Source organism: Ruegeria arenilitoris (assembly GCF_013031355.1).
GTDB classification, from domain to species: Bacteria; Pseudomonadota; Alphaproteobacteria; order Rhodobacterales; family Rhodobacteraceae; genus Ruegeria; species Ruegeria arenilitoris_C.
The window spans coordinates 255,289-273,337 of the sequence record NZ_WPZO01000003.1; the positions used below are offsets into that span (position 1 = coordinate 255,289).

Annotated in this window: 19 protein-coding genes; 8 read left to right on the forward strand and 11 right to left on the reverse strand. The window is 60.2% G+C overall.

Going from position 1 to position 18,049, the window contains the following annotated elements; all coding sequences use genetic code 11:
- Position 1 precedes the first annotated feature (1 nt).
- Positions 2-406, reverse strand: coding sequence for a c-type cytochrome (locus GOX63_RS09780; protein WP_170325779.1), 405 nt, complete (start codon positions 404-406; stop codon positions 2-4).
- A 92-nt stretch (positions 407-498) separates the two neighbouring features.
- On the opposite strand from GOX63_RS09780, the gene GOX63_RS09785 reads away from it, so the two are divergent.
- Complete coding sequence (locus tag GOX63_RS09785; RefSeq protein ID WP_170325780.1) at positions 499-936, forward strand: DMT family transporter; 438 nt, start codon at positions 499-501, stop codon at positions 934-936.
- Here GOX63_RS09785 and GOX63_RS09790 read toward each other — a convergent pair.
- Positions 920-1,606 carry an ABC transporter ATP-binding protein gene (locus tag GOX63_RS09790; protein ID WP_170325781.1) on the reverse strand — a complete coding sequence of 229 codons (687 nt, stop codon included), beginning with the start codon at positions 1,604-1,606 and terminating at the stop codon, positions 920-922. The two genes, GOX63_RS09785 and GOX63_RS09790, sit on opposite strands and share 17 nt — an antisense overlap.
- Positions 1,599-2,894: a lipoprotein-releasing ABC transporter permease subunit gene (locus GOX63_RS09795; RefSeq protein WP_170325782.1), complete on the reverse strand. Its 1,296-nt coding sequence runs from the start codon at positions 2,892-2,894 to the stop codon at positions 1,599-1,601. The genes GOX63_RS09790 and GOX63_RS09795 overlap by 8 nt, the downstream gene beginning before the upstream one ends.
- Before the next feature lie 377 nt (positions 2,895-3,271).
- Between GOX63_RS09795 and GOX63_RS09800 the strand changes: the two genes are divergently transcribed.
- A complete protein-coding gene (locus tag GOX63_RS09800) occupies positions 3,272-3,631 on the forward strand; it encodes a hypothetical protein (protein ID WP_170325783.1) in 360 nt (119 codons plus the stop codon).
- A gap of 121 nt (positions 3,632-3,752) precedes the next feature.
- Here the strand turns inward: GOX63_RS09800 and GOX63_RS09805 are convergent, their stop codons facing one another.
- Together GOX63_RS09805 and proS are read right to left on the reverse strand one after the other, a co-directional pair.
- Positions 3,753-4,673, reverse strand: a complete 921-nt coding sequence (locus GOX63_RS09805; protein ID WP_170325784.1) for a glycosyltransferase family 2 protein — start codon at positions 4,671-4,673, stop codon at positions 3,753-3,755.
- A 1-nt stretch (position 4,674) separates the two neighbouring features.
- Positions 4,675-6,021, reverse strand: coding sequence for a proline--tRNA ligase (proS, locus tag GOX63_RS09810; protein WP_170325785.1), 1,347 nt, complete (start codon positions 6,019-6,021; stop codon positions 4,675-4,677).
- Positions 6,022-6,190: 169 nt separating this feature from the next.
- Between proS and GOX63_RS09815 the strand changes: the two genes are divergently transcribed.
- From GOX63_RS09815 to GOX63_RS09835, 5 genes are all read left to right on the forward strand, one after another.
- Positions 6,191-7,555: an FAD-dependent oxidoreductase gene (locus tag GOX63_RS09815; protein WP_170325786.1), complete on the forward strand. Its 1,365-nt coding sequence runs from the start codon at positions 6,191-6,193 to the stop codon at positions 7,553-7,555.
- On the forward strand, positions 7,555-8,529 hold the full coding sequence (locus GOX63_RS09820; RefSeq protein ID WP_170545622.1) for an isopenicillin N synthase family dioxygenase: 975 nt from the start codon (positions 7,555-7,557) through the stop codon (positions 8,527-8,529). The genes GOX63_RS09815 and GOX63_RS09820 overlap by 1 nt, the downstream gene beginning before the upstream one ends.
- A gap of 90 nt (positions 8,530-8,619) precedes the next feature.
- Entirely contained in the window at positions 8,620-9,693 is a 1,074-nt protein-coding gene (locus GOX63_RS09825; RefSeq protein ID WP_170545624.1) for an AI-2E family transporter, read from the forward strand.
- Positions 9,694-10,383 (forward strand): HdaA/DnaA family protein, encoded by a 690-nt coding sequence (locus tag GOX63_RS09830; RefSeq protein ID WP_170325789.1) that lies wholly within the window; start codon positions 9,694-9,696, stop codon positions 10,381-10,383. It abuts the gene before it with no gap.
- A gap of 49 nt (positions 10,384-10,432) precedes the next feature.
- Entirely contained in the window at positions 10,433-11,977 is a 1,545-nt protein-coding gene (locus GOX63_RS09835) for a Ppx/GppA family phosphatase (RefSeq protein WP_170325790.1), read from the forward strand.
- Positions 11,978-11,980: 3 nt separating this feature from the next.
- Here the strand turns inward: GOX63_RS09835 and GOX63_RS09840 are convergent, their stop codons facing one another.
- The 6 genes from GOX63_RS09840 to scpA all read right to left on the reverse strand — a co-directional run bounded on the left by GOX63_RS09840 (position 11,981) and on the right by scpA (position 17,420).
- Entirely contained in the window at positions 11,981-12,355 is a 375-nt protein-coding gene (locus GOX63_RS09840) for a hypothetical protein (RefSeq protein ID WP_170325791.1), read from the reverse strand.
- Between the two features lie 37 nt (positions 12,356-12,392).
- A complete protein-coding gene (locus tag GOX63_RS09845) occupies positions 12,393-13,370 on the reverse strand; it encodes an endonuclease/exonuclease/phosphatase family protein (protein WP_170325792.1) in 978 nt (325 codons plus the stop codon).
- A gap of 5 nt (positions 13,371-13,375) precedes the next feature.
- The gene (locus tag GOX63_RS09850) at positions 13,376-14,056 is read right to left on the reverse strand and encodes a molecular chaperone DjiA (RefSeq protein ID WP_170325793.1); all 681 of its coding nucleotides are present in this window, start codon (positions 14,054-14,056) and stop codon (positions 13,376-13,378) included.
- Positions 14,057-14,101: 45 nt separating this feature from the next.
- Positions 14,102-14,590: a GNAT family N-acetyltransferase gene (locus GOX63_RS09855; RefSeq protein ID WP_170325794.1), complete on the reverse strand. Its 489-nt coding sequence runs from the start codon at positions 14,588-14,590 to the stop codon at positions 14,102-14,104.
- Positions 14,587-15,189, reverse strand: a complete 603-nt coding sequence (locus tag GOX63_RS09860) for a VOC family protein (protein ID WP_170325795.1) — start codon at positions 15,187-15,189, stop codon at positions 14,587-14,589. Before GOX63_RS09860 ends, GOX63_RS09855 begins: the two co-directional genes overlap by 4 nt.
- 104 nt (positions 15,190-15,293) lie before the next feature.
- Positions 15,294-17,420 carry a methylmalonyl-CoA mutase gene (gene scpA / locus GOX63_RS09865; protein ID WP_170325796.1) on the reverse strand — a complete coding sequence of 709 codons (2,127 nt, stop codon included), beginning with the start codon at positions 17,418-17,420 and terminating at the stop codon, positions 15,294-15,296.
- Positions 17,421-17,588: 168 nt separating this feature from the next.
- Here scpA and GOX63_RS09870 point away from each other — a divergent pair, with 168 nt between their 5' ends.
- Positions 17,589-18,035: a DUF4174 domain-containing protein gene (locus GOX63_RS09870; RefSeq protein WP_170545627.1), complete on the forward strand. Its 447-nt coding sequence runs from the start codon at positions 17,589-17,591 to the stop codon at positions 18,033-18,035.
- The last annotated feature ends 14 nt before the right edge of the window (positions 18,036-18,049 follow it).

An 18,049-nucleotide genomic window follows, 5' to 3' on the forward strand; every position in this document is an offset into this window, starting at 1 on the left:
GTTATTGGCCCTGCAAAGTCTGCAGATAAGCAACCAGATCCACGATTGGCTGGCTGGTCAGGATCGGCTGCCCCTCGGGCGTTTTCATCGATGTGTCCTGACCATCGAAATAAGGCCCATAGACCGGCATCGGGCTGCCGTGGCTGACCAGCGGGTCACGCCCGTCGATCCGCGCCACGACGCGGGCGGTTGGAAACACGCCGTCTTCTCCGGTCAGCTTGGTCAGGTCGACCGGTTGAATGACCAGCACTCCGGCCATTGGGCCGTGTCCGGTTGCGTCGATCCCGTGACACGTCGCGCAGTAGTGCCGATACAGCTCGGCACCCGTCTCGACATCCTGGGCACTTGCTTGCGACGCCAGCGCCAGCAGGCTTATTGAAACTGCATTCCGTATCGGTCCGATCATCATATCCTCCTGCCCTGATTGACATTTACAGGCTTGCCCGAGGGCCAGCTTGCCGCAATGATCCAGATCAACGCAGCAGGAGGATACGGGCAATGACACAATATGCAGCCATCATGCTGGCCGCCGGGATCGGCGTGCCCATCCTTGCGGCGCTGAATGCGGCTTTGGGTCGGTTGATCGGATCGCCGACCACCGCCGCCGTTGTTCTGTTTGCCATTGCCTTTGGTGCCTCGGCGGTATTGATGGTTCTGTTTCCGGGGTTCGGAGCGCTGTCCAAAGTTGCGCAGGCGCCGAAACACCTGTTGCTGGCTGGTGTCCTGATTGCCTTCTACGTACTGTCCATCACCCATGTCGCGCCGCATTTCGGCGTCGGAAACGCAGTGTTTTTCGTGCTGCTGGGGCAGTTGATCAGCACCGCCGCCATCGATCACTACGGCTTGTTCGGAGCACAGATCACCCCGCTGACATGGATACGCGCAGGCGGGATCGCCGTAATGGCCGCAGGGGTCGCCATCACTCAACTGGCTTAAGCACGCCACCGTCCAGCCGCAGCTTGCGATCCATCCGTGCCGCAAGCTCCATGTTGTGCGTGGCGATCAGCGCCGACAGCCCCTCATCCCGGACCAGCGCCATCAGCGCGTCGAACACCTGATCCGAGGTCTCGGGGTCCAGATTGCCCGTCGGCTCATCCGCGAGCAGAACGCGTGGCTTGTTTGCCAGCGCCCGGCAGAAGGCCACGCGCTGTTGTTCCCCCCCGGACAGGGCCGCAGGGCGGTGATTCGCGCGCGGTGCAACGCCGACGCGATCCAGCAGGGTCATCGCCCTGTCCTGCGCCGCCTTTTCGGACACGCCGTTGGCCAGTTGCGGCAGGGAGATGTTCTCCAATGCGGTGAATTCGGGCAGCAGATGGTGAAACTGATAGACAAATCCCACGTCTTGCCGACGACGAGCGGTGCGGGTCCGGTCGCCCTTACCCGTCACATTCTGACCGGCGATTTCAACCGACCCTTCATCGGGCGTGTCCAGCAGACCAGCAATGTGCAGCAGGGTTGATTTACCCGCACCCGAGGGCGCGACCAGCGCCACCGCCTCACCCGTGCGCAATTCCAGATCGGCACCGCGCAGTACCTGAACCTCGCCCGGCGTGCCCTTCAGATAGGTCTTGGTCAGACCGTTCAGCCGCATCGTCACATCATTCATAGCGCAGCGCCTCAACCGGGTTCAGCCGCGCCGCGCGGCGGGCAGGGAAATAGGTGACAAAGAAGGACAGGCCCAACGACAGCCCTATGGCCTTGAGTACATCCGAGAGGTGCAATTCAGCGGGCAAAGCGTAGATACCGCGAATGGACGGGTCCCAGACACCGCCGCCCATGACGAAGTTCACGAAGCTAAAAATCGGATCGATATAGATCGCAAACAGGCAGCCCAGTATCACGCCCATCACTGTGCCGATGATTCCGGTGAACGCACCGCAGATGAAGAACACCCGCAGGACCGACCCTTCGCTCAGACCAATGGTGCGCAGGATGCCGATATCGCGGCCCTTGTTCTTAACCAGCATGATAAGACCCGAGACGATATTCATCGCCGCAATCAGCACCAGGATCGACAGGATGATGAACATCACGTTGTCCTCGACCTCCAACGCGCGCAGAAAACCGCCCGAGGCATCCTGCCATGTCCAGATCTGGCTGCGCTCGCCCGCGGCCTCAAGGATCGGGATCAGGATCGGGGTCAGCTCTTCGGGGCGTTCGACCATGACCTCGATCTCATCGGCGACGCCTTCGCGGTTGAAAAAGCTCTGCGCCTGTTCGAACGGCATATAGACCCGCGTCCGGTCGATGTCATAACGCCCGGCCGAGAACACATAGATCACCCGATAGGCGCTGACGCGTGGAGAGGTGCCGAAAGCCGTTTTCACTCCGTTGGGCGAGGTCAGCTTGACCGTATCCCCCACCGTCGCCCCAATGCTGCGCGCCACGCCGGAACCGATGGCGATGACGAACTCTTCATTCTGAAATTCGGACAGATCGCCTGCGGCCTGCTCGCTTTCGGCGACACCGGGCAGGTCAAGCAGGTCATCTGGCTGAATGCCGAACACTTCGACCCCGCTGCTGCGATCGCGATTGGTGATCAGCACCTGGCCTTTGACCAGAGGCGCTGCACGGACCACGCCCGGCACTTGTGCGATGCGGTCGGCCACGCCGTCAAAATCCTCGATGGTGCGATCCAGACGCCCCTGTGCATCCAAACTGCCAGCGGAATAGACCGTGACATGCGCGTTGGCACCCAGAATGGTGCCCACGAATTCTGAACGGAACCCCGAACGCACGGCGAGCGTGGCGATCAGAGCGAACACGGCCAGAGTGATCCCGATCAGCGAAATCCACGTCATCACGCTGACGCCGCCCTCGGCCTTGCGCGCGCGCAGGTACCGCCAGGCGATCTTCCATTCAAATGGGGCAAAGGGCGGGGGCGTCTTGGCCATGTCTGCTCCGGATTTTTGTTCGGCGCGACCCTTTCGGCATTTCACCGGATGGTCAAGCCGGTTATGCGCGCCCCACCCCGGGATGAGCGGGCCAGCGGCCTATTCAGGGCGCGGCACGGGGCGAATCGATTCGGCCTCCGGATCACCCGCTCTGGCAAAAGGAGATGATGAAATCGATTTTTACACCCTTGGTTGTGACGACATTCACAGACAAACCCTGATTGTTTCAGCTATGAAGTCAATACGGCTGTTGCGTGAGGAACTGAACTCAAAATGCAACATTCATTAAGCAATATTATTTCGCCTTTTGCTTATTTTGAGAAATTTTGTCACCCTAGGAGTAAGGGGGATACCATTTTAAAGAGCGGGGGTCGCTCATGTTTGTAAAGAGTAATACGGAATTGTTGGACCCTATTTTGGTCCGAAACGCATCATCAGAACTGGATTGCGAGACTGCGGCGCTTTTGCGTGCCACGATGCGCCCACTTTTCGATACTGCGGCAAGTTGGGCAAGTTTGACCGATATCCTGAAAGACAAGGGCTATCGCCTGGCGTTTCGTCAGGGGCGGTTGTGCATTACGGATCGCGTAACCGACGCAAGGGTTTGCGGTTTGCACTTTCTGGGTTTTGAATTCAAGGAACTGGTAAGACGCCTGGGTCGTCCGATCGTTGTGCCACGCGGCAACAACGCGGACGGTGACGTTCTGGCGGAACGGCCTGAACCGAAACGAACCTAGAAGCGCAGCCAGCGCTTGACTGTGCGGCATAAGGGTTTTGAAAGCCCCGGGTGTCCGGCGGCGTTGACATCCAGCCTATTTTTCAAGTCTGGGCGCGGATTTCCGCATGCGCCCCACGGGATCAGTCCGCAAAGTAATCCCAGGTTCGCCACGGCTGAAGTCTACGCCTCAAAGTCACTTTCAAACTGTGCAAAGCAGCTTTCCGCAATTGCGGCCGATTCCGGGACTGGCGCAGCAGATTCACGCAAAACACAAGCGGCAGCTGACCTATCCGGAACCAATTCAACATTTCGTCTTCGGAATACGTCCGCCCACCAAAGAACGGAGCGTAGTTCTTGTGCCAGCTCTTCGTCATTTCCAGCGCCGTTTTCATCTGATCCGCCGAAACGCCACCGGGATGGAAAACCGCAATTGGAACTGACAGCATCTGGTATTCGCACCCTGCAAACAACATGCGCAGCACAAGGTCATAGTCAGCCACAATGCGGAGATCCAGATCGTGACCTCCGAAACGGTCAAACACGTCGCGCCGGATCAGCATGGAATTGTGGCAGAACGGTATGCGTTGCAAAATCGAATGGACCTTGCGCTCTCGCGACAGACGGGTGCTTCCATCCTTTTCAACAAAGATGGTCCGTCCAAAGCAGAAATCGGGGCGTTCCGAACCAATCTCTTCACGCGCTTTTTGCATACAATCCGGCGACGCCAGCAGATCATCCGAATTGAGGAAGACCACGTACTCGCCCTGGGAAATCTCAACCCCCCGGTTCATGGCGTCATAGAGACTTTTGTCCGGCAGGCTTTGAAAGCGGATCGGGACAAAGCTTGGGCGCGCCTCGATCTCGGCGATCAAGTCTTTCAACAGTTCAACCGTTCCGTCGGTTGACGCACCATCCCAAATGACATGCTCGACAATCGCGTCGCCTTGATCTTGGGCGGCCTCCAGTGCCGCCCGTATCGCCTCGACGCGTCCCTCATCAATGAGGTTGCGCGTTACGGTAATGATCGAAACCGTAGGCAGAGCTATGTCCGATCCAGCCATATCAGGCGCTGTGTGCCAGCTGGTAGATTTCAGCGATCTTGGTCACCGCGGCCTCGGGGCTCAGCTCCTCGCTTTCGCCTGTGCGGCGGCTGGTCAGTTCGACCACGCCGTTCTTCAGGCCGCGCGGACCGACGGTGATGCGCCATGGCAGGCCGATCAGGTCCATGGTGGCGAACTTGCCCCCTGCCCGTTCGTTGCGGTCGTCATACAGCGGCTCCAGCCCCAGCGCGGTCAGGGCGCCATAGAGCTTCTCACACGCCGCATCTGCTTCATCGTCACCTTGCTTCAGGTTGACGATCCCGCAATGGAACGGTGTCACGCCTTCGGGCCAGATAATGCCTTTGTCATCATGGCTGGCCTCGATGATCGCGCCGATCAGGCGGCTGACGCCGATGCCGTGGCTGCCCATGTGAACAGGAACCGGCTTGCCGTCGGGGCCTTGCACCGTCGCGCCCATGGCTTCGGAATACTTGGTGCCGAAATAGAAGATCTGGCCAACCTCGATCCCGCGCGCCACGCGGCGGCGCTCTTCGGGGATCTGGTTGAACAGAGCCTCGTCATGGGTTTCGTCCGTGCGGGCGTATTTCGACGTGAACTCTTCCAGGATGGCCTGACATTGTTCACGATTGTCAAAATCGATCTGACGGTCGCCAAAGGTCAGGTCGGTGACGGCGCTGTCATAGAAAACCTCAGACTCGCCGGTATCGGCCAGCACCAGGAATTCATGCGTGTCGTCGCCACCGATGGGGCCGGAGTCGGCGCGCATCGGAATGGCCTGCAGGCCCATCCGTTCGTAGGTGCGAAGGTAGCTGACCAGATGGCGGTTATAGGCGTGCAGCGCGTCCTCTTTGGTCAGATCGAAATTGTAACCGTCCTTCATGTAGAACTCGCGGCCCCGCATCACGCCGAAACGCGGACGGATTTCATCGCGGAATTTCCATTGAATTTGGTAGAGCGTCAGCGGCAGGTCTTTGTAGCTATTGACGTGGCCACGGAAGATGTCGGTGACCAGTTCTTCGGCGGTGGGGGTGAACAGCATGTCCCTGTCGTGCCGATCCTTCATCCGCAGCATTTCCTGACCGTAATCATCATACCGCCCGGATTCACGCCACAGGTCCGCCGATTGGATAATTGGCATCTGGATCGCGATGTGGCCTGCGCGCGCCTGCTCTTCGTGAATGATGTTTTCCAGCTTACGCAGGACTTTGAAGCCCAGCGGCAACCACGAGTAGATCCCGGCCGAGGCCTGTTTGATCATCCCGGCACGCAGCATCAGCCGATGGCTGACGATCTGGGCCTCGGAGGGGTTTTCCTTGAGAACGGGCAGAAAGTAACGGCTGAGGCGCATTGGTGAACCTTCAAAGGTGTGAATTCGACTTCAAAGGTCCTTATTCCAAAGCCCCGCCGGGGGCAATCGGCCAATGGTGATTTTGCGACCTCAGGTCAGTCGGTTTTTTGATTGACCCGCCAGTCAGGGTTTTCAATTGTGACAGGAATGTAAATTCCAAGAGGCGCCGATGCAGACCATTCAGGAACCCGCCCGTCAGATCCCAGTTGTTCACCAAACCGACGTTCTGGTCGTTGGCTCTGGTCCCGCCGGGCTGGCCGCCGCTTTGGCCGCAGCACGTGCCGGGGCCGAAGTATCTCTGGTCGACAGGTTCGGCTGTATGGGCGGCAACATCACCGCCGTGGGCGTCGAAGGGTTCGCATGGTACCGCCACGAACAGACGGTCGAGGCCGGCGGCATCGGCATGGAGTTCGAGACCCGCGCCAAGGACATGGGCGCGGCGGTGCCCGAAAGCCAGTCACTCAGCTATGAACTGGACAGTGAAGGCTTCAAGCTGGTCGCCGACAAGCTGGTCGAAGAGGCTGGCGTACACCCGATGCTGCATCGGCAGTTCGTCGCTCCGATCATGGAGGGCGACCGGATCACCGGCATCATCACCGAATCCAAAGCCGGGCGTGAGGCGATTCTGGCCAAGGTGGTGATCGACGCCACCGGAGACGCTGACGTGGCCCATCGCGCGGGCGCGCCGACCCATAAGACCGCCCGAGAGGAGATGATGGCGGCGTCCGTCATGTTCCATCTGGCAGGCGTCGACAAACGCGCCTTCATGGAGGGCGTGAAGGCCGACCCGCAGACCTACAAGGACTGGGGTGGCGGTGGCGAATGGAACATCGAGACCAGCGGCAAAGAGGACGACATGTTCTCGCCCTTCGTCAAGAAGCCCTTCCAGCAGGCCATCGAAGAGGGTCTGATCCCGCCGCATCTGAATACCATCGCGGGTACGTGGGGTGCGATGCATGACACAGGTGAGCTTACCTATATGAACCTCATCCATCTGGCTGAGGTCGACGGCACCGACCCCGACAGCCTGACACGCGGCGAGATCGAAGGGCGTCGTCAGTCGATGCTAGCTATCGAAGCACTGCGGCGCTTCATGCCCGGTTGCGAGAACGCTCGGCTGCGGAATTTTGGCATGACCATCGGCATCCGCGACACCCGCAAGATCGACGCGGTCTACAACATGACCGAAAACGACGCCCGTCATCAGGGCCGGTTCGAGGACACGATCGGCATCTACCCCGAATTCATCGATGGTTACGGCATCCTGATCCTTCCCACGACCGGGCGTTATATGCAGGTTCCGTATCGTTCGATGCTGCCAAAAGGGATCAAAGGACTGCTGGTCGCGGGCCGCTCGCACGGGGCGGACAAGGTGGCACATGCTGCCACCCGCAACATGGCGTGCTGCGCGGTCATGGGTCAGGGCGCCGGGATCGCGGCGGCGCTGTCGTTGAAAAGCAATCAGGATGTGCACGAGTTGAACCTTGCTCCGGTCCATGCCGAGCTGGACCGTCAGGGTGTGAGGATTCACTGATGGATCACATTCCCACAATCAACATCGCCCCGCTGCATGATCCCGCCCATGCCGACTATGACCGGACCGCCCAACAGGTGATGGACGCCTGCACCGAGATCGGATTTCTGTCAATCACCGGGACAGGCATCTCACAGGACACAGTCTCCGAGGTGCGCAGCCGCGTGCGGGACATCTTTGGTATCGACGAAAGCGCCAAATGGGATCAGGCCATCACCCGCGAGAACTATCGCGGGTTCATCCCGATGGGGTTCTTCACACCCAATGACGGCTCGGGCAAGGCTGACAAGTACGAAGGATACAAGCTGCATTGCGAGACGGCGACTGATGCCCCCATTCGCAAGGACTGCGCGCTCTACGGCCCCAACATCTGGCCGCGCGAGGTGCCCGAAGCTGGCGCAGTGATCCTTGACTATTGGGCACAGCTGGATCGCGTGGCGGACATGCTGTTTGGCGCACTGGAAGTCGGATTGAACCTTCCTTCTGGCCAGTTGCGCGATGCGTTCCGTGATCCGATGACCAACATGACGCTGCTGCACTACCCGCCGCAGGCACCGGATGAAGGCGGTTACGGTATCCATCCGCACAAGGATACCGACGCGCTGACCATCATCGCCCCCGATCCGGTAGGCGGGCTCGAGGTGCAAACCCGCGACGGAGGTTGGATCACGCCCGACTGCCCGCCGGGCGGATTCATCGTCAATATCGGCGACATGCTCGAGCTGTGGTCGGGCGGTCGTCTGAAATCCACACCGCACCGGGTGGTCAACCGCTCGGGCCGGGAGCGTTATTCATTTCCCTATTTCGCCGTGCCGCGCCACGATGTGGTGGTCGCCCCATTGCTGGACCCCCTGCCCGGCTTTGATCGCCCCTCCGTGCATTGCGGCCACTGGTCGGCTGAAATCTGGCGCACCAACTGGCCGGACGAAACGGCGGACGCGGGAACTCCGGAACTGGGCACGCTCAACGACTGAAACGCCGGTTTCCCCGGGTCATGAAGCGCTTGCATCACGACGCTGCATAAGCGAAGAACATCTGCAAGAGCCGACAACAAGGGGACAGCCATGGCTTTGCCGGTGAAGGATCAGCTCAGGTACTGGGGGGCTGCCGCTGCGGTTTTTGTGCTGCTGATGTGGGCACTTGGCGACGTTTTGTTGCCCTTCGTCATCGGCGGCGCGATTGCTTATTTCCTTGATCCAATCGCGGACCGGCTGGAAAACCTAGGCCTGTCGCGCATGGCGGCAACCGGGATCATCACCATTGTCGGCGTTCTGGGCTTTGTCCTGATGATCCTGATGGTGGTTCCGGCGCTGATCACGCAGTTGATCGACCTTGTCGAGGTGATGCCCAGCCTATTCAAGGAACTGCGTGGGTTTATCGAAAAACAATTCCCGTCCCTGTTGGACCGTGAATCCAGTTCGCATCAGGCACTGGTGTCTTTGGGCGAAACACTACAATCGAAAACAGGTGATCTGCTGCAATCGGTCGTCGCATCGCTTGGTTCTGCCATCAACGTCGCGGTTCTGTTGGTGATCGCGCCGGTTGTGGCGGTTTACCTGCTGATGGACTGGGACCGCATGATCGCCCGCATCGGAGAGCTGCTGCCCCGCGATCACGCCCCCACGATCAAACGTCTTGCCGGTGAGATTGATGGCGTGCTGGCCTCATTTGTGCGTGGTATGGGCACTGTCTGTCTGATCCTTGGAACCTATTACGCGGTAGCACTGATGATCGTTGGCCTGCAATTCGGCCTGATCGTCGGGTTCATTGCCGGGCTGGTCACCTTCATCCCTTATCTCGGCGCCCTGATCGGAGGCACTCTGGCGATCGGCCTCGCGCTGTTCCAGTTCTGGGGGGATTGGGTCCATATCGGGTTGGTCGCTGGTATCTTTGCCTTGGGTCAGGTGACCGAGGGCAACTTCCTGACCCCCAAACTGGTCGGCAGCTCGGTGGGATTGCATCCTGTCTGGTTGCTGTTGGCCTTGTCGGTGTTCGGCGCATTGTTCGGCTTTGTGGGCATGCTGGTTGCCGTGCCCGTTGCCGCGGCGCTGGGTGTCGTGGCCCGGTTCCTGACCTCCCTCTATCTGGAAAGCCCTCTGTATACCGGCCTTGAAGGGCTGAAGCAGGAAGACGAATAAATGCCCCGACAACTGAGCTTTGATCTCCCGGCCAAAACTGCTCTGGGCCGCGAGGATTTCTTTGTCTCGCCCGCCAATGCGCTGGCTGTTGCGATGATTTCCGCCACATCATGGCCCGGCAACAAACTGGTGCTCAGTGGCCCGGCCGGGGCCGGCAAGACCCATCTGGCCCATGTCTGGGCGGCCGAAACCGGGGGGCGGATCATTCAGGCCCGCGACCTGCGGTATGACGACGTGCCTGCCTTGGCCCAAACCCCGGTTGCGGTCGAAGACGTGCCGATGATCGCGGACGATCCCGAACAGCAGAAGGTCCTGTTCCATCTGCACAATCTGGTTCTGGCCGAGGGCCACGCCCTGCTGATGACCGGGCGGCTGGTCCCAAAGCTGTGGCAACTGCCGCTGCCCGATTTGCAAAGCCGCATCGAAGGCGCGCATCACGTCGCACTTGATCCGCCCGACGACGCGCTGTTGGGGGCCGTTCTGGCCAAGCTGTTCATCGACCGACAGTTGAACCCCGGCCCCGAGGTCATTGCCTATCTGGTCAAGCATATGGACCGCCGCTTTGAAACCGCGGCCGAGGTTGTGGCGCGACTGGATCAAATTGCCCTCTCGGAAAAGCGCGAAATAACGCGCACTCTGGCAGTCAGAGTATTGAATTCGGACGGAAACGATGTCGAACCAGACAATTGACCCACACCCGGTGATTTCGCAAACTGTGACCGGAACATCTGGAACAGACATGAAACAGACTGTCGAAACCGACATTCCGGACTGGGGGTCTTTCGGTAAGCCATTGTTTGACAATCCCGAAGCCCGCGCCTTGTCGCGTGTCGGCGTTGTTGACGTTGGCTCCAACTCGGTCCGGATGGTGATCTTTGACGGGGCCGCACGGTCTCCGGCCTATTTCTACAACGAAAAGGTGATGTGCGAGTTGGGCGCGGGCCTGTCCGAGACCGGCCGCCTGAATCCGCGCGGGCGGGTGCGCGCGCTGGCCGCGCTGCGCCGCTTTCGACGTCTTGCCGACGATCTGGGATTGCCGGGTTTGCATGTCGTCGCCACCGCCGCCGTGCGTGAGGCCAAGGACGGCCCGGATTTCTGCGATGAGGTCAAATCCGAAACCGGGCTGACTGTTGCGGTCATTGATGGCGGGGAAGAGGCCCGGCTGTCCGCGCAGGGTGTGCTGCTGGGCTGGCCTGGTGCCTATGGGCTGATCTGCGACATCGGCGGCTCCTCAATGGAATTGGCCGAGATCGGTGAAGGCGACGTCGGTCGCCGTGTGACATCACCCCTGGGTCCGCTGAAACTGCGTGACATCAAAGGTGGGCGGCGGGCGCGCAAAGCCCATATCAAGGCCACCATGGAAGAACTGCGCGGCGAGATGGGCAAGCAGCGTGACCGTCTGTTCCTTGTCGGCGGCAGCTGGCGCGCCTTCGCCCGACTGGACATGTTGCGCCGGGGTTACCCGATGAACGTGCTGCACGAATACCGCATGACCACCAAGCAGGTTCACCAGACCATCAAGTTCATCGAAAAGGGCGACCCGGACGAAATGCGCAGCCTGGCTGGCGTTTCAAGTTCCCGCATGGCGCTGATCCCTTATGCGATGGATGTGCTGGCGCGGCTGATCCGGACGTTCAAACCCAAGGACATTGCGATCTCAAGCTATGGCATCCGCGAGGGGTTGCTGTACGAACAGATGCCGCAAATGCTGCGTGACCGTGATCCGCTGATCGAGGCCAGCCGGTTTTCCGAAGCCAAGGACGCCCGCCTGCCGGGGTTCGGCAAACACCTTTATGACTTTGTGATTCCACTATTCAAATCGGCCCCAGAGGCACGCGTGCGTCTGGTCAAGGCGGCCTGCCTGTTGCATGACGTCAGCTGGCGCGCCCATCCCGACTACCGGGCCGAGGTTTGCTTTGACTATGTCACCCGTGCCAATCTGGGCGGGCTGAAGCACTCTGAACGGGTCTTCATCGGCCTCGCCCTGCAGCACCGGTATCGCAACAAACGCGAAGGCAACAGGTTCGAACCGCTCTACAAGCTGCTGGACGAGAAGGACCAGAAACAGGCCGAAATTCTGGGCAAGGCGATGCGCTTTGGCGCCATGCTCTGGATGCAGAATGACGCCCCTATGGGGACTTTGCGCTTTTATCCCAAGAAACGTCAGCTTGACCTGCTGCTGCCGACAGCAGCACGCCCGTTGTTCAATGAAGTGGCCGAGGCGCGACTGACGTCACTGGCGAACGCGCTAAGGTCGGATACCCGCGTGATCCTCCGCGACTAAGGGTCAGATTTCCGTTCCCTCGTCCGGTTCTTCTTCCGAGTTTTCCGGGGTGTCCGGCTGGTCCTGCAACGGCTTCTTGCGGATGATGATATCGCCGTTGGGCAGGATCTCGGGCGGCTCATAGGCGCTCCAGTCCTCGATCTCGCCCGCGAGGTCGGCCAAGGCGGGCCCCATCTGCTCAAAGAACGACTGCATCGCCGGGCCGAACTGGGTGACCAGCCCTTGCAGATCCTCAAGCGCGGGCTCCATTTCCTGCCGCAGCCCCTCAAAGAAAAGCTCGGCCCCCTGCTCCATCAGGGATTTGCCGGTTTCTTCTTCGGCATGGGCAGGCAAGGCCAGAGCAACCGTTACCGCACAGATCGGAACAAGATGTTTCATGCCCCAAATATAGGCTGTGACGCCCCATGATGAAAGGTCAGAGGTCGATATCCAATGTAACCGGGAAATGGTCGGATGCCGTCAGCAGGGCCTGCTGCAAGTCCGGCAGAGCCCGGAGATCGTCATCCTTGATCGGGTGCCAGATCCGCCAGACCGGACGCCGGGCGCGCAAGGTTTCGCTGATCATGATGTAGTCCAGCAGCGCCTCGAGGTAGTCCCCCCCTTCGCGGGCAAACCGGGCCGTAGACGGGGTCGGATCGGCCTCATCTGCATGAGGATCAAACAACCCGGCCTGCAGCAAAATCTCGACCGACGACCGCCCGAACAGGTGCTCGAACTCATCCAGCCCTGGTCCGTCGTTCAGATCACCCAGCAGAATGACATGCTCTCCGCCCTCGATATGCGACCTGACCCGACGAGACAGCCAGACGGCCTGCGCAAGCTGTTTCCGGCGGTTCGCAATTGAGATGCGGATCGCCTCGTCCCGCGATCCCGCACCGTGCGGCGCCTTGGATTTCAGATGTGCGCCGATCAGCCGAACCTGCGCCCCGGCCTTGGTTTGCACTGCCAACTCCATCGGTGGCTTGGAAAAGCGCACGTGATCCTCGGTTGCGTCGATATCGAGGTCGATTTGAAACACCTCGTCGAAGCGGGGCGCCGCCCTGTCGCCTGTGATCGGATCATGTCGCACCGTCAGCGCGTCAGGATCATACAGCAAGGACAGTTCCTGATGAGTGTCGTTGGCAAACCCCATCACGGCGTTCGTGGTGCGCAGATCGAAGGCTTCGGCAAAACTCTGCAACGCGCGGATCGTGTCCTGTGATTTGCCCGAGTTCGGTGCCTCGACAATCATGATCGCGTCCGCATCGACCGCGGTCAAAACCTTGGCGATGGCCTCGACCTGCTGTTCCTTAGTGACGTTGTGGCGACCAGACCAGCTGTCGTCCACGACCAGATTATCGTTACGATCAAACAGGTTGGCAAACCATTCGATATTGTAGGTCGCCAGTCGCATCTTGCTTATGCCCGCGCGCCGTTGATCTCGTCCCAGGCACGGTTGATGTCGATCATTTTCTTTTCGGCCAGACGAATGGCCTCCTCGGGCACGCCGCGGGCCATCATCGCGTCGGGATGAGTGTCACGCACCAGTTGCCGCCAGACCTTGCGAATATCGGGCAGAGGCATGTCACGGGGCACACCCAGAACCGTGTAGGGGTCCTTGGGCGCATCGGGAACAAAGCGTTCACGCAGGGCCATGAATTGCGCCTCGGACTGGCCAAAAATGCGGCTTACCTCTTCCAGAAACTCGTTTTCGTTGGGGTGATAGAACCCATCGGCCATGGCGATGTGAAACAGCCCCTCCATCAGGTCGCAAAGCGTGGTGCTGTCATCGGAAAACATCCGGGCGATCTTGCGGGCATAGTCCTGATAGCCAGCAACATCCGTGCGCGCCATGTCGAACACACGGGCCGCGCCGGCCTCATCCTCGCGCGCGATCTGGAAGACGTCGCGAAACGCGGTGACCTCGTCCCGCGTCACCTGCCCGTCAGCCTTGGCCATCTTTGCGCCCAGCGCAATCACGGCAATCGCGAACGCGACCGAGCGTTCGGGCGGCGTGCGCAGTTTCTCAAATACGGCCGCCAGGCTTTCGCCTTGGGCAAGCGCGCTCAGCGCATCGGATATACGGGTCCAGATCGACATGAGCGCACCCTAGCGCCCCAAATCGAAACTGTCAGGTGCGACAGATCACTCCGTCGAAAGAATTTTCTGCATCAACACAAGATCCAGCCGCTTGCCCCATTTGAACCCGACCTCTGGCATCTGACCAACCTGCGCGTAGCCAATCGCGGCATGAAAGGCGATTGCACCCGGATTGGCCGAGGAGATTCCAGCGACCAGCACATGCACGTTCTCGGACCGCGCCGTGTTTTCAAGCGCGGACATCAAGGCCCGTCCTGCCCCCTGCCCGCGCATCTGCGGGGCCAGTTGGATCGTATGCTCGCGGCACTGCGCATAGCCCGGGCCGCTGCGAAAGGGGCCGTAGGTGGCAAACCCCAGAACCTGCCCGTCCTTTTCGGCCACCAAATAGGCGGGGCCGCGATTTTTGATATCCGCAGCAATTGCATCCACGCTGCGCTCCTTAGTGGTGAAGGTCACCAGCGTATCGCGAATGATCGCGTTGGTGATTTCAGCGATTGCAGGGGCGTCTGAAATCTGTGCCGGTCTTGTGATCATTCCAACACGCGCGGACCATGCGGCGTTTCGAACTCGGCTCGCAGCGCTGCGGGGCCAGTGTCAAACACCACGGTTTCCAAATCGCCCAGCAGCCGGGCCAGATCCAAAGCATCAGGGTGGAAAACCACAAGACGCCGCAGGCGGCACCCGCTGTCCTGCAACATTTGCGCCGGATGCAGATCGCCGTGCCATTGGATGAGGGCAGGAAACAGGTTATCGAAGGGCAGCCGTCCGTCGGTAGGAACCGCCATTTGCCACCGCAATGCGCCGCGGGTCAGTTCGATAGGTTGCCCGACTGCATCTGGAAAGGCGGAAAGTGTGGCTGCGATATCCGAAACCCGGCAAATCCAATTGGTCAGACGCGGCGCACCTGCAAAACGATCCAAATCAAACCACCTGGTGCGCTCTACCGTGGGCGCCTGAGGATCGATTGCGATGGCCTCCAAATACAGACCGTCCCGCAGCCCCAGAAGACGGTTATGAGTGCCGAAGGCTTCGTGCTTGCCACCGGCCTGCAGTGACACACCCAAGGCCTGCTCGACATGGGCCGAGGCCTCTTCGAGCGTCTCGCCCGCCACGGCCAGATGATCCAGTAACATGCACTGCCTCCTACGAATTGCGACCAGACCCATGAAGGGCCTGATCGCATGTTTCCGTCAAAGGCGCAGGATCACAAGATTTTTCGTCGAAAATCTTGGTGGGATCAGCCTTTGGCTTCGCCGATCAAACGCAGGATGTCCTGCGCGGCCTCGGGGATGTTGGTGCCAGGTCCAAAGATCGCCTTGACGCCGTGATCATAGAGGAACTGGTAATCCTGCTGCGGGATCACACCACCGCAGATCACGATGATGTCCTCGGCACCCGTTTTCTTGAGTTCCTCGACCAACTGCGGCGCCAGTGTCTTGTGCCCCGCTGCCTGCGAAGAAATCCCGATCACGTGCACATCGTTGTCCACCGCATCCTGAGCGGCCTCGGCAGGGGTCTGGAACAGAGGGCCGACGTCCACGTCAAAGCCAATATCGGCAAAGGCGGTGGCGATTACCTTGGCGCCCCGGTCATGCCCGTCCTGCCCCATCTTGACGACCAGCAGACGCGGGCGACGCCCCTCGGCCTCGGCGAACTCTTCGATGGATTTCTGGATCGCGGCAAAACCTTCGTCACCTTCGTAAGCGGCGCCATAGACACCAGCCAGTGTCTTTACCTCGGCGCGGTGACGGCCGAACTCTTTTTCCATTGCCATGCTGATCTCTCCTACGGATGCGCGGGCACGAGCGGCCTCGACCGCGGCAGCCAACAGGTTTCCGCCCTCTTGAGCGGCCTTGGTCAGGGCGTCCAGCGCCTGTTGGCACGCAGCCTCATCGCGGGTGGCGCGGATACGTTCCAGACGCGCGACCTGAGCCTCGCGCACGGCGACGTTGTCGACATCAAGAATGTCGATCGGGTCTTCCTGCTCCTTGCGGTACTTGTTGACGCCGACGATCACCTCGTCACCCCGGTCGATCATGGCCTGACGGCGGGCTGCACTTTCCTCAATCCGCAGCTTGGGCATGCCCGAGGCTACGGCCTTGGTCATACCGCCCATCTCCTCGACCTCTTCCATCAGGGCCCAGGCTTTTTCGATCAGCTCGTTGGTCAGGCTTTCGACATAATAAGAGCCCGCCAGCGGATCGACCACATCGGTCACGCCGGTCTCTTCCTGCAGTACCAACTGCGTGTTCCTCGCGATGCGGGCCGAGAAATCGGTGGGCAACGCAATCGCCTCATCCAGAGCGTTGGTGTGCAGCGACTGCGTACCGCCGAGAACCGCGCTCATCGCCTCATAGGCGGTGCGGATCACGTTGTTATAGGGGTCCTGTTCCTGCAGCGACACGCCCGAGGTCTGGCAGTGGGTGCGCAGCATCTTCGACCGCTCGGATTTCGCGCCGAAATCGGTCATCACCCTGTGCCACAACGTACGGGCCGCACGCAGCTTGGCGATTTCCATGAAGAAGTTCATGCCGATGGCAAAGAAGAACGATAGACGGCCCGCGAACTTGTCCACGTCCATCCCGGCCTCGGTTGCGGCGCGCACATATTCGCGCCCATCGGCCAACGTATAGGCCAGTTCCTGGACCAGGTTCGCCCCGGCCTCTTGCATGTGATAGCCCGAGATCGAGATCGAGTTGAATTTTGGCATCTCGTTCGAGGTGAACTCGATAATGTCCGAGATGATCTTCATCGACGGCTCAGGCGGGTAGATATAGGTGTTGCGCACCATGAACTCTTTCAGAATGTCGTTCTGAATGGTGCCCGACAGCACAGATTTGTCGTGTCCCTGCTCTTCACCCGCTACGATAAAGCTTGCCAGGATCGGGATCACCGCACCGTTCATGGTCATCGAGACCGAGACCTTGTCCAGCGGGATACCGTCGAACAGGATTTTCATGTCCTCGACACTGTCGATGGCCACGCCAGCCTTACCAACATCGCCCACAACACGCGGGTGGTCACTGTCATAACCGCGGTGCGTCGCCAGATCGAAGGCTACCGAAACGCCCTGCTGGCCGGCGGCCAGATTGCGGCGATAGAAGGCGTTGGATTCCTCGGCCGTCGAAAAGCCCGCATACTGACGGATCGTCCAAGGGCGCCCGGCATACATCGTCGCTTTCACGCCACGCGTGAACGGGCCGAACCCGGGCAGCGAGTCCATATGCGGCAGATCGGCGGTATCGTCCTGCGTATAGAGCGGTTTGACGTCGATGCCTTCCAGCGTCTCCCGGGTCAGGTCTTCCAGCGGGCGACCGCGCAGTTCTTTCTCGGCCAGCGCCTGCCAGTCTTTCGTATCGGTCATAGCGATATCCTTTTCTCAATTCGGGTCGCGGCAGGGCATATCCCCCGCGATGTGATGTTCAGGGTGGTCGGTCCGGCCACGATCAGAGGCAAGATTTTGAACGCCTGGTGCAATTCGCCGGTCGCATTCGTCGGCACAGGGGCTATATTCAATTCAACAGGAGGCCCCATGACACGAACGCTTGCCCTTGTTTTCTCGGCACTATTCCCGCTGGCTGCGATGGCCGCCGACGGGGCTGCACCGGCTGAGGACGAATTTGTCCGCCCTGCTGGTGACAGCGAACTCAGCGAGTTTCTCTGGGTCAACCGGCCCATCGTTGTCTTCGCCGACACGCCCGCCGACCCCCGGTTCCAGCAACAGATCGACATGTTAATCGAGGGCGAGGCAGCCATGCGCGACAGGGATGTTGTCGTGCTGACCGACACCGACCCAACGTCGCGATCGCCGATCCGGGCGCAATTGCGGCCACGCGGGTTCCAGATGGTGTTCGTCGACAAGGACGGCGTCGTCAAGCTGCGCAAACCCTCCCCGTGGAGCGTGCGCGAGATCGGCCGGTCCATCGACAAAACCCCCCTGCGCCAACGCGAGATTCGCGAACGGCGCGAGGGCGGCTGAACGCCTTCGCCACG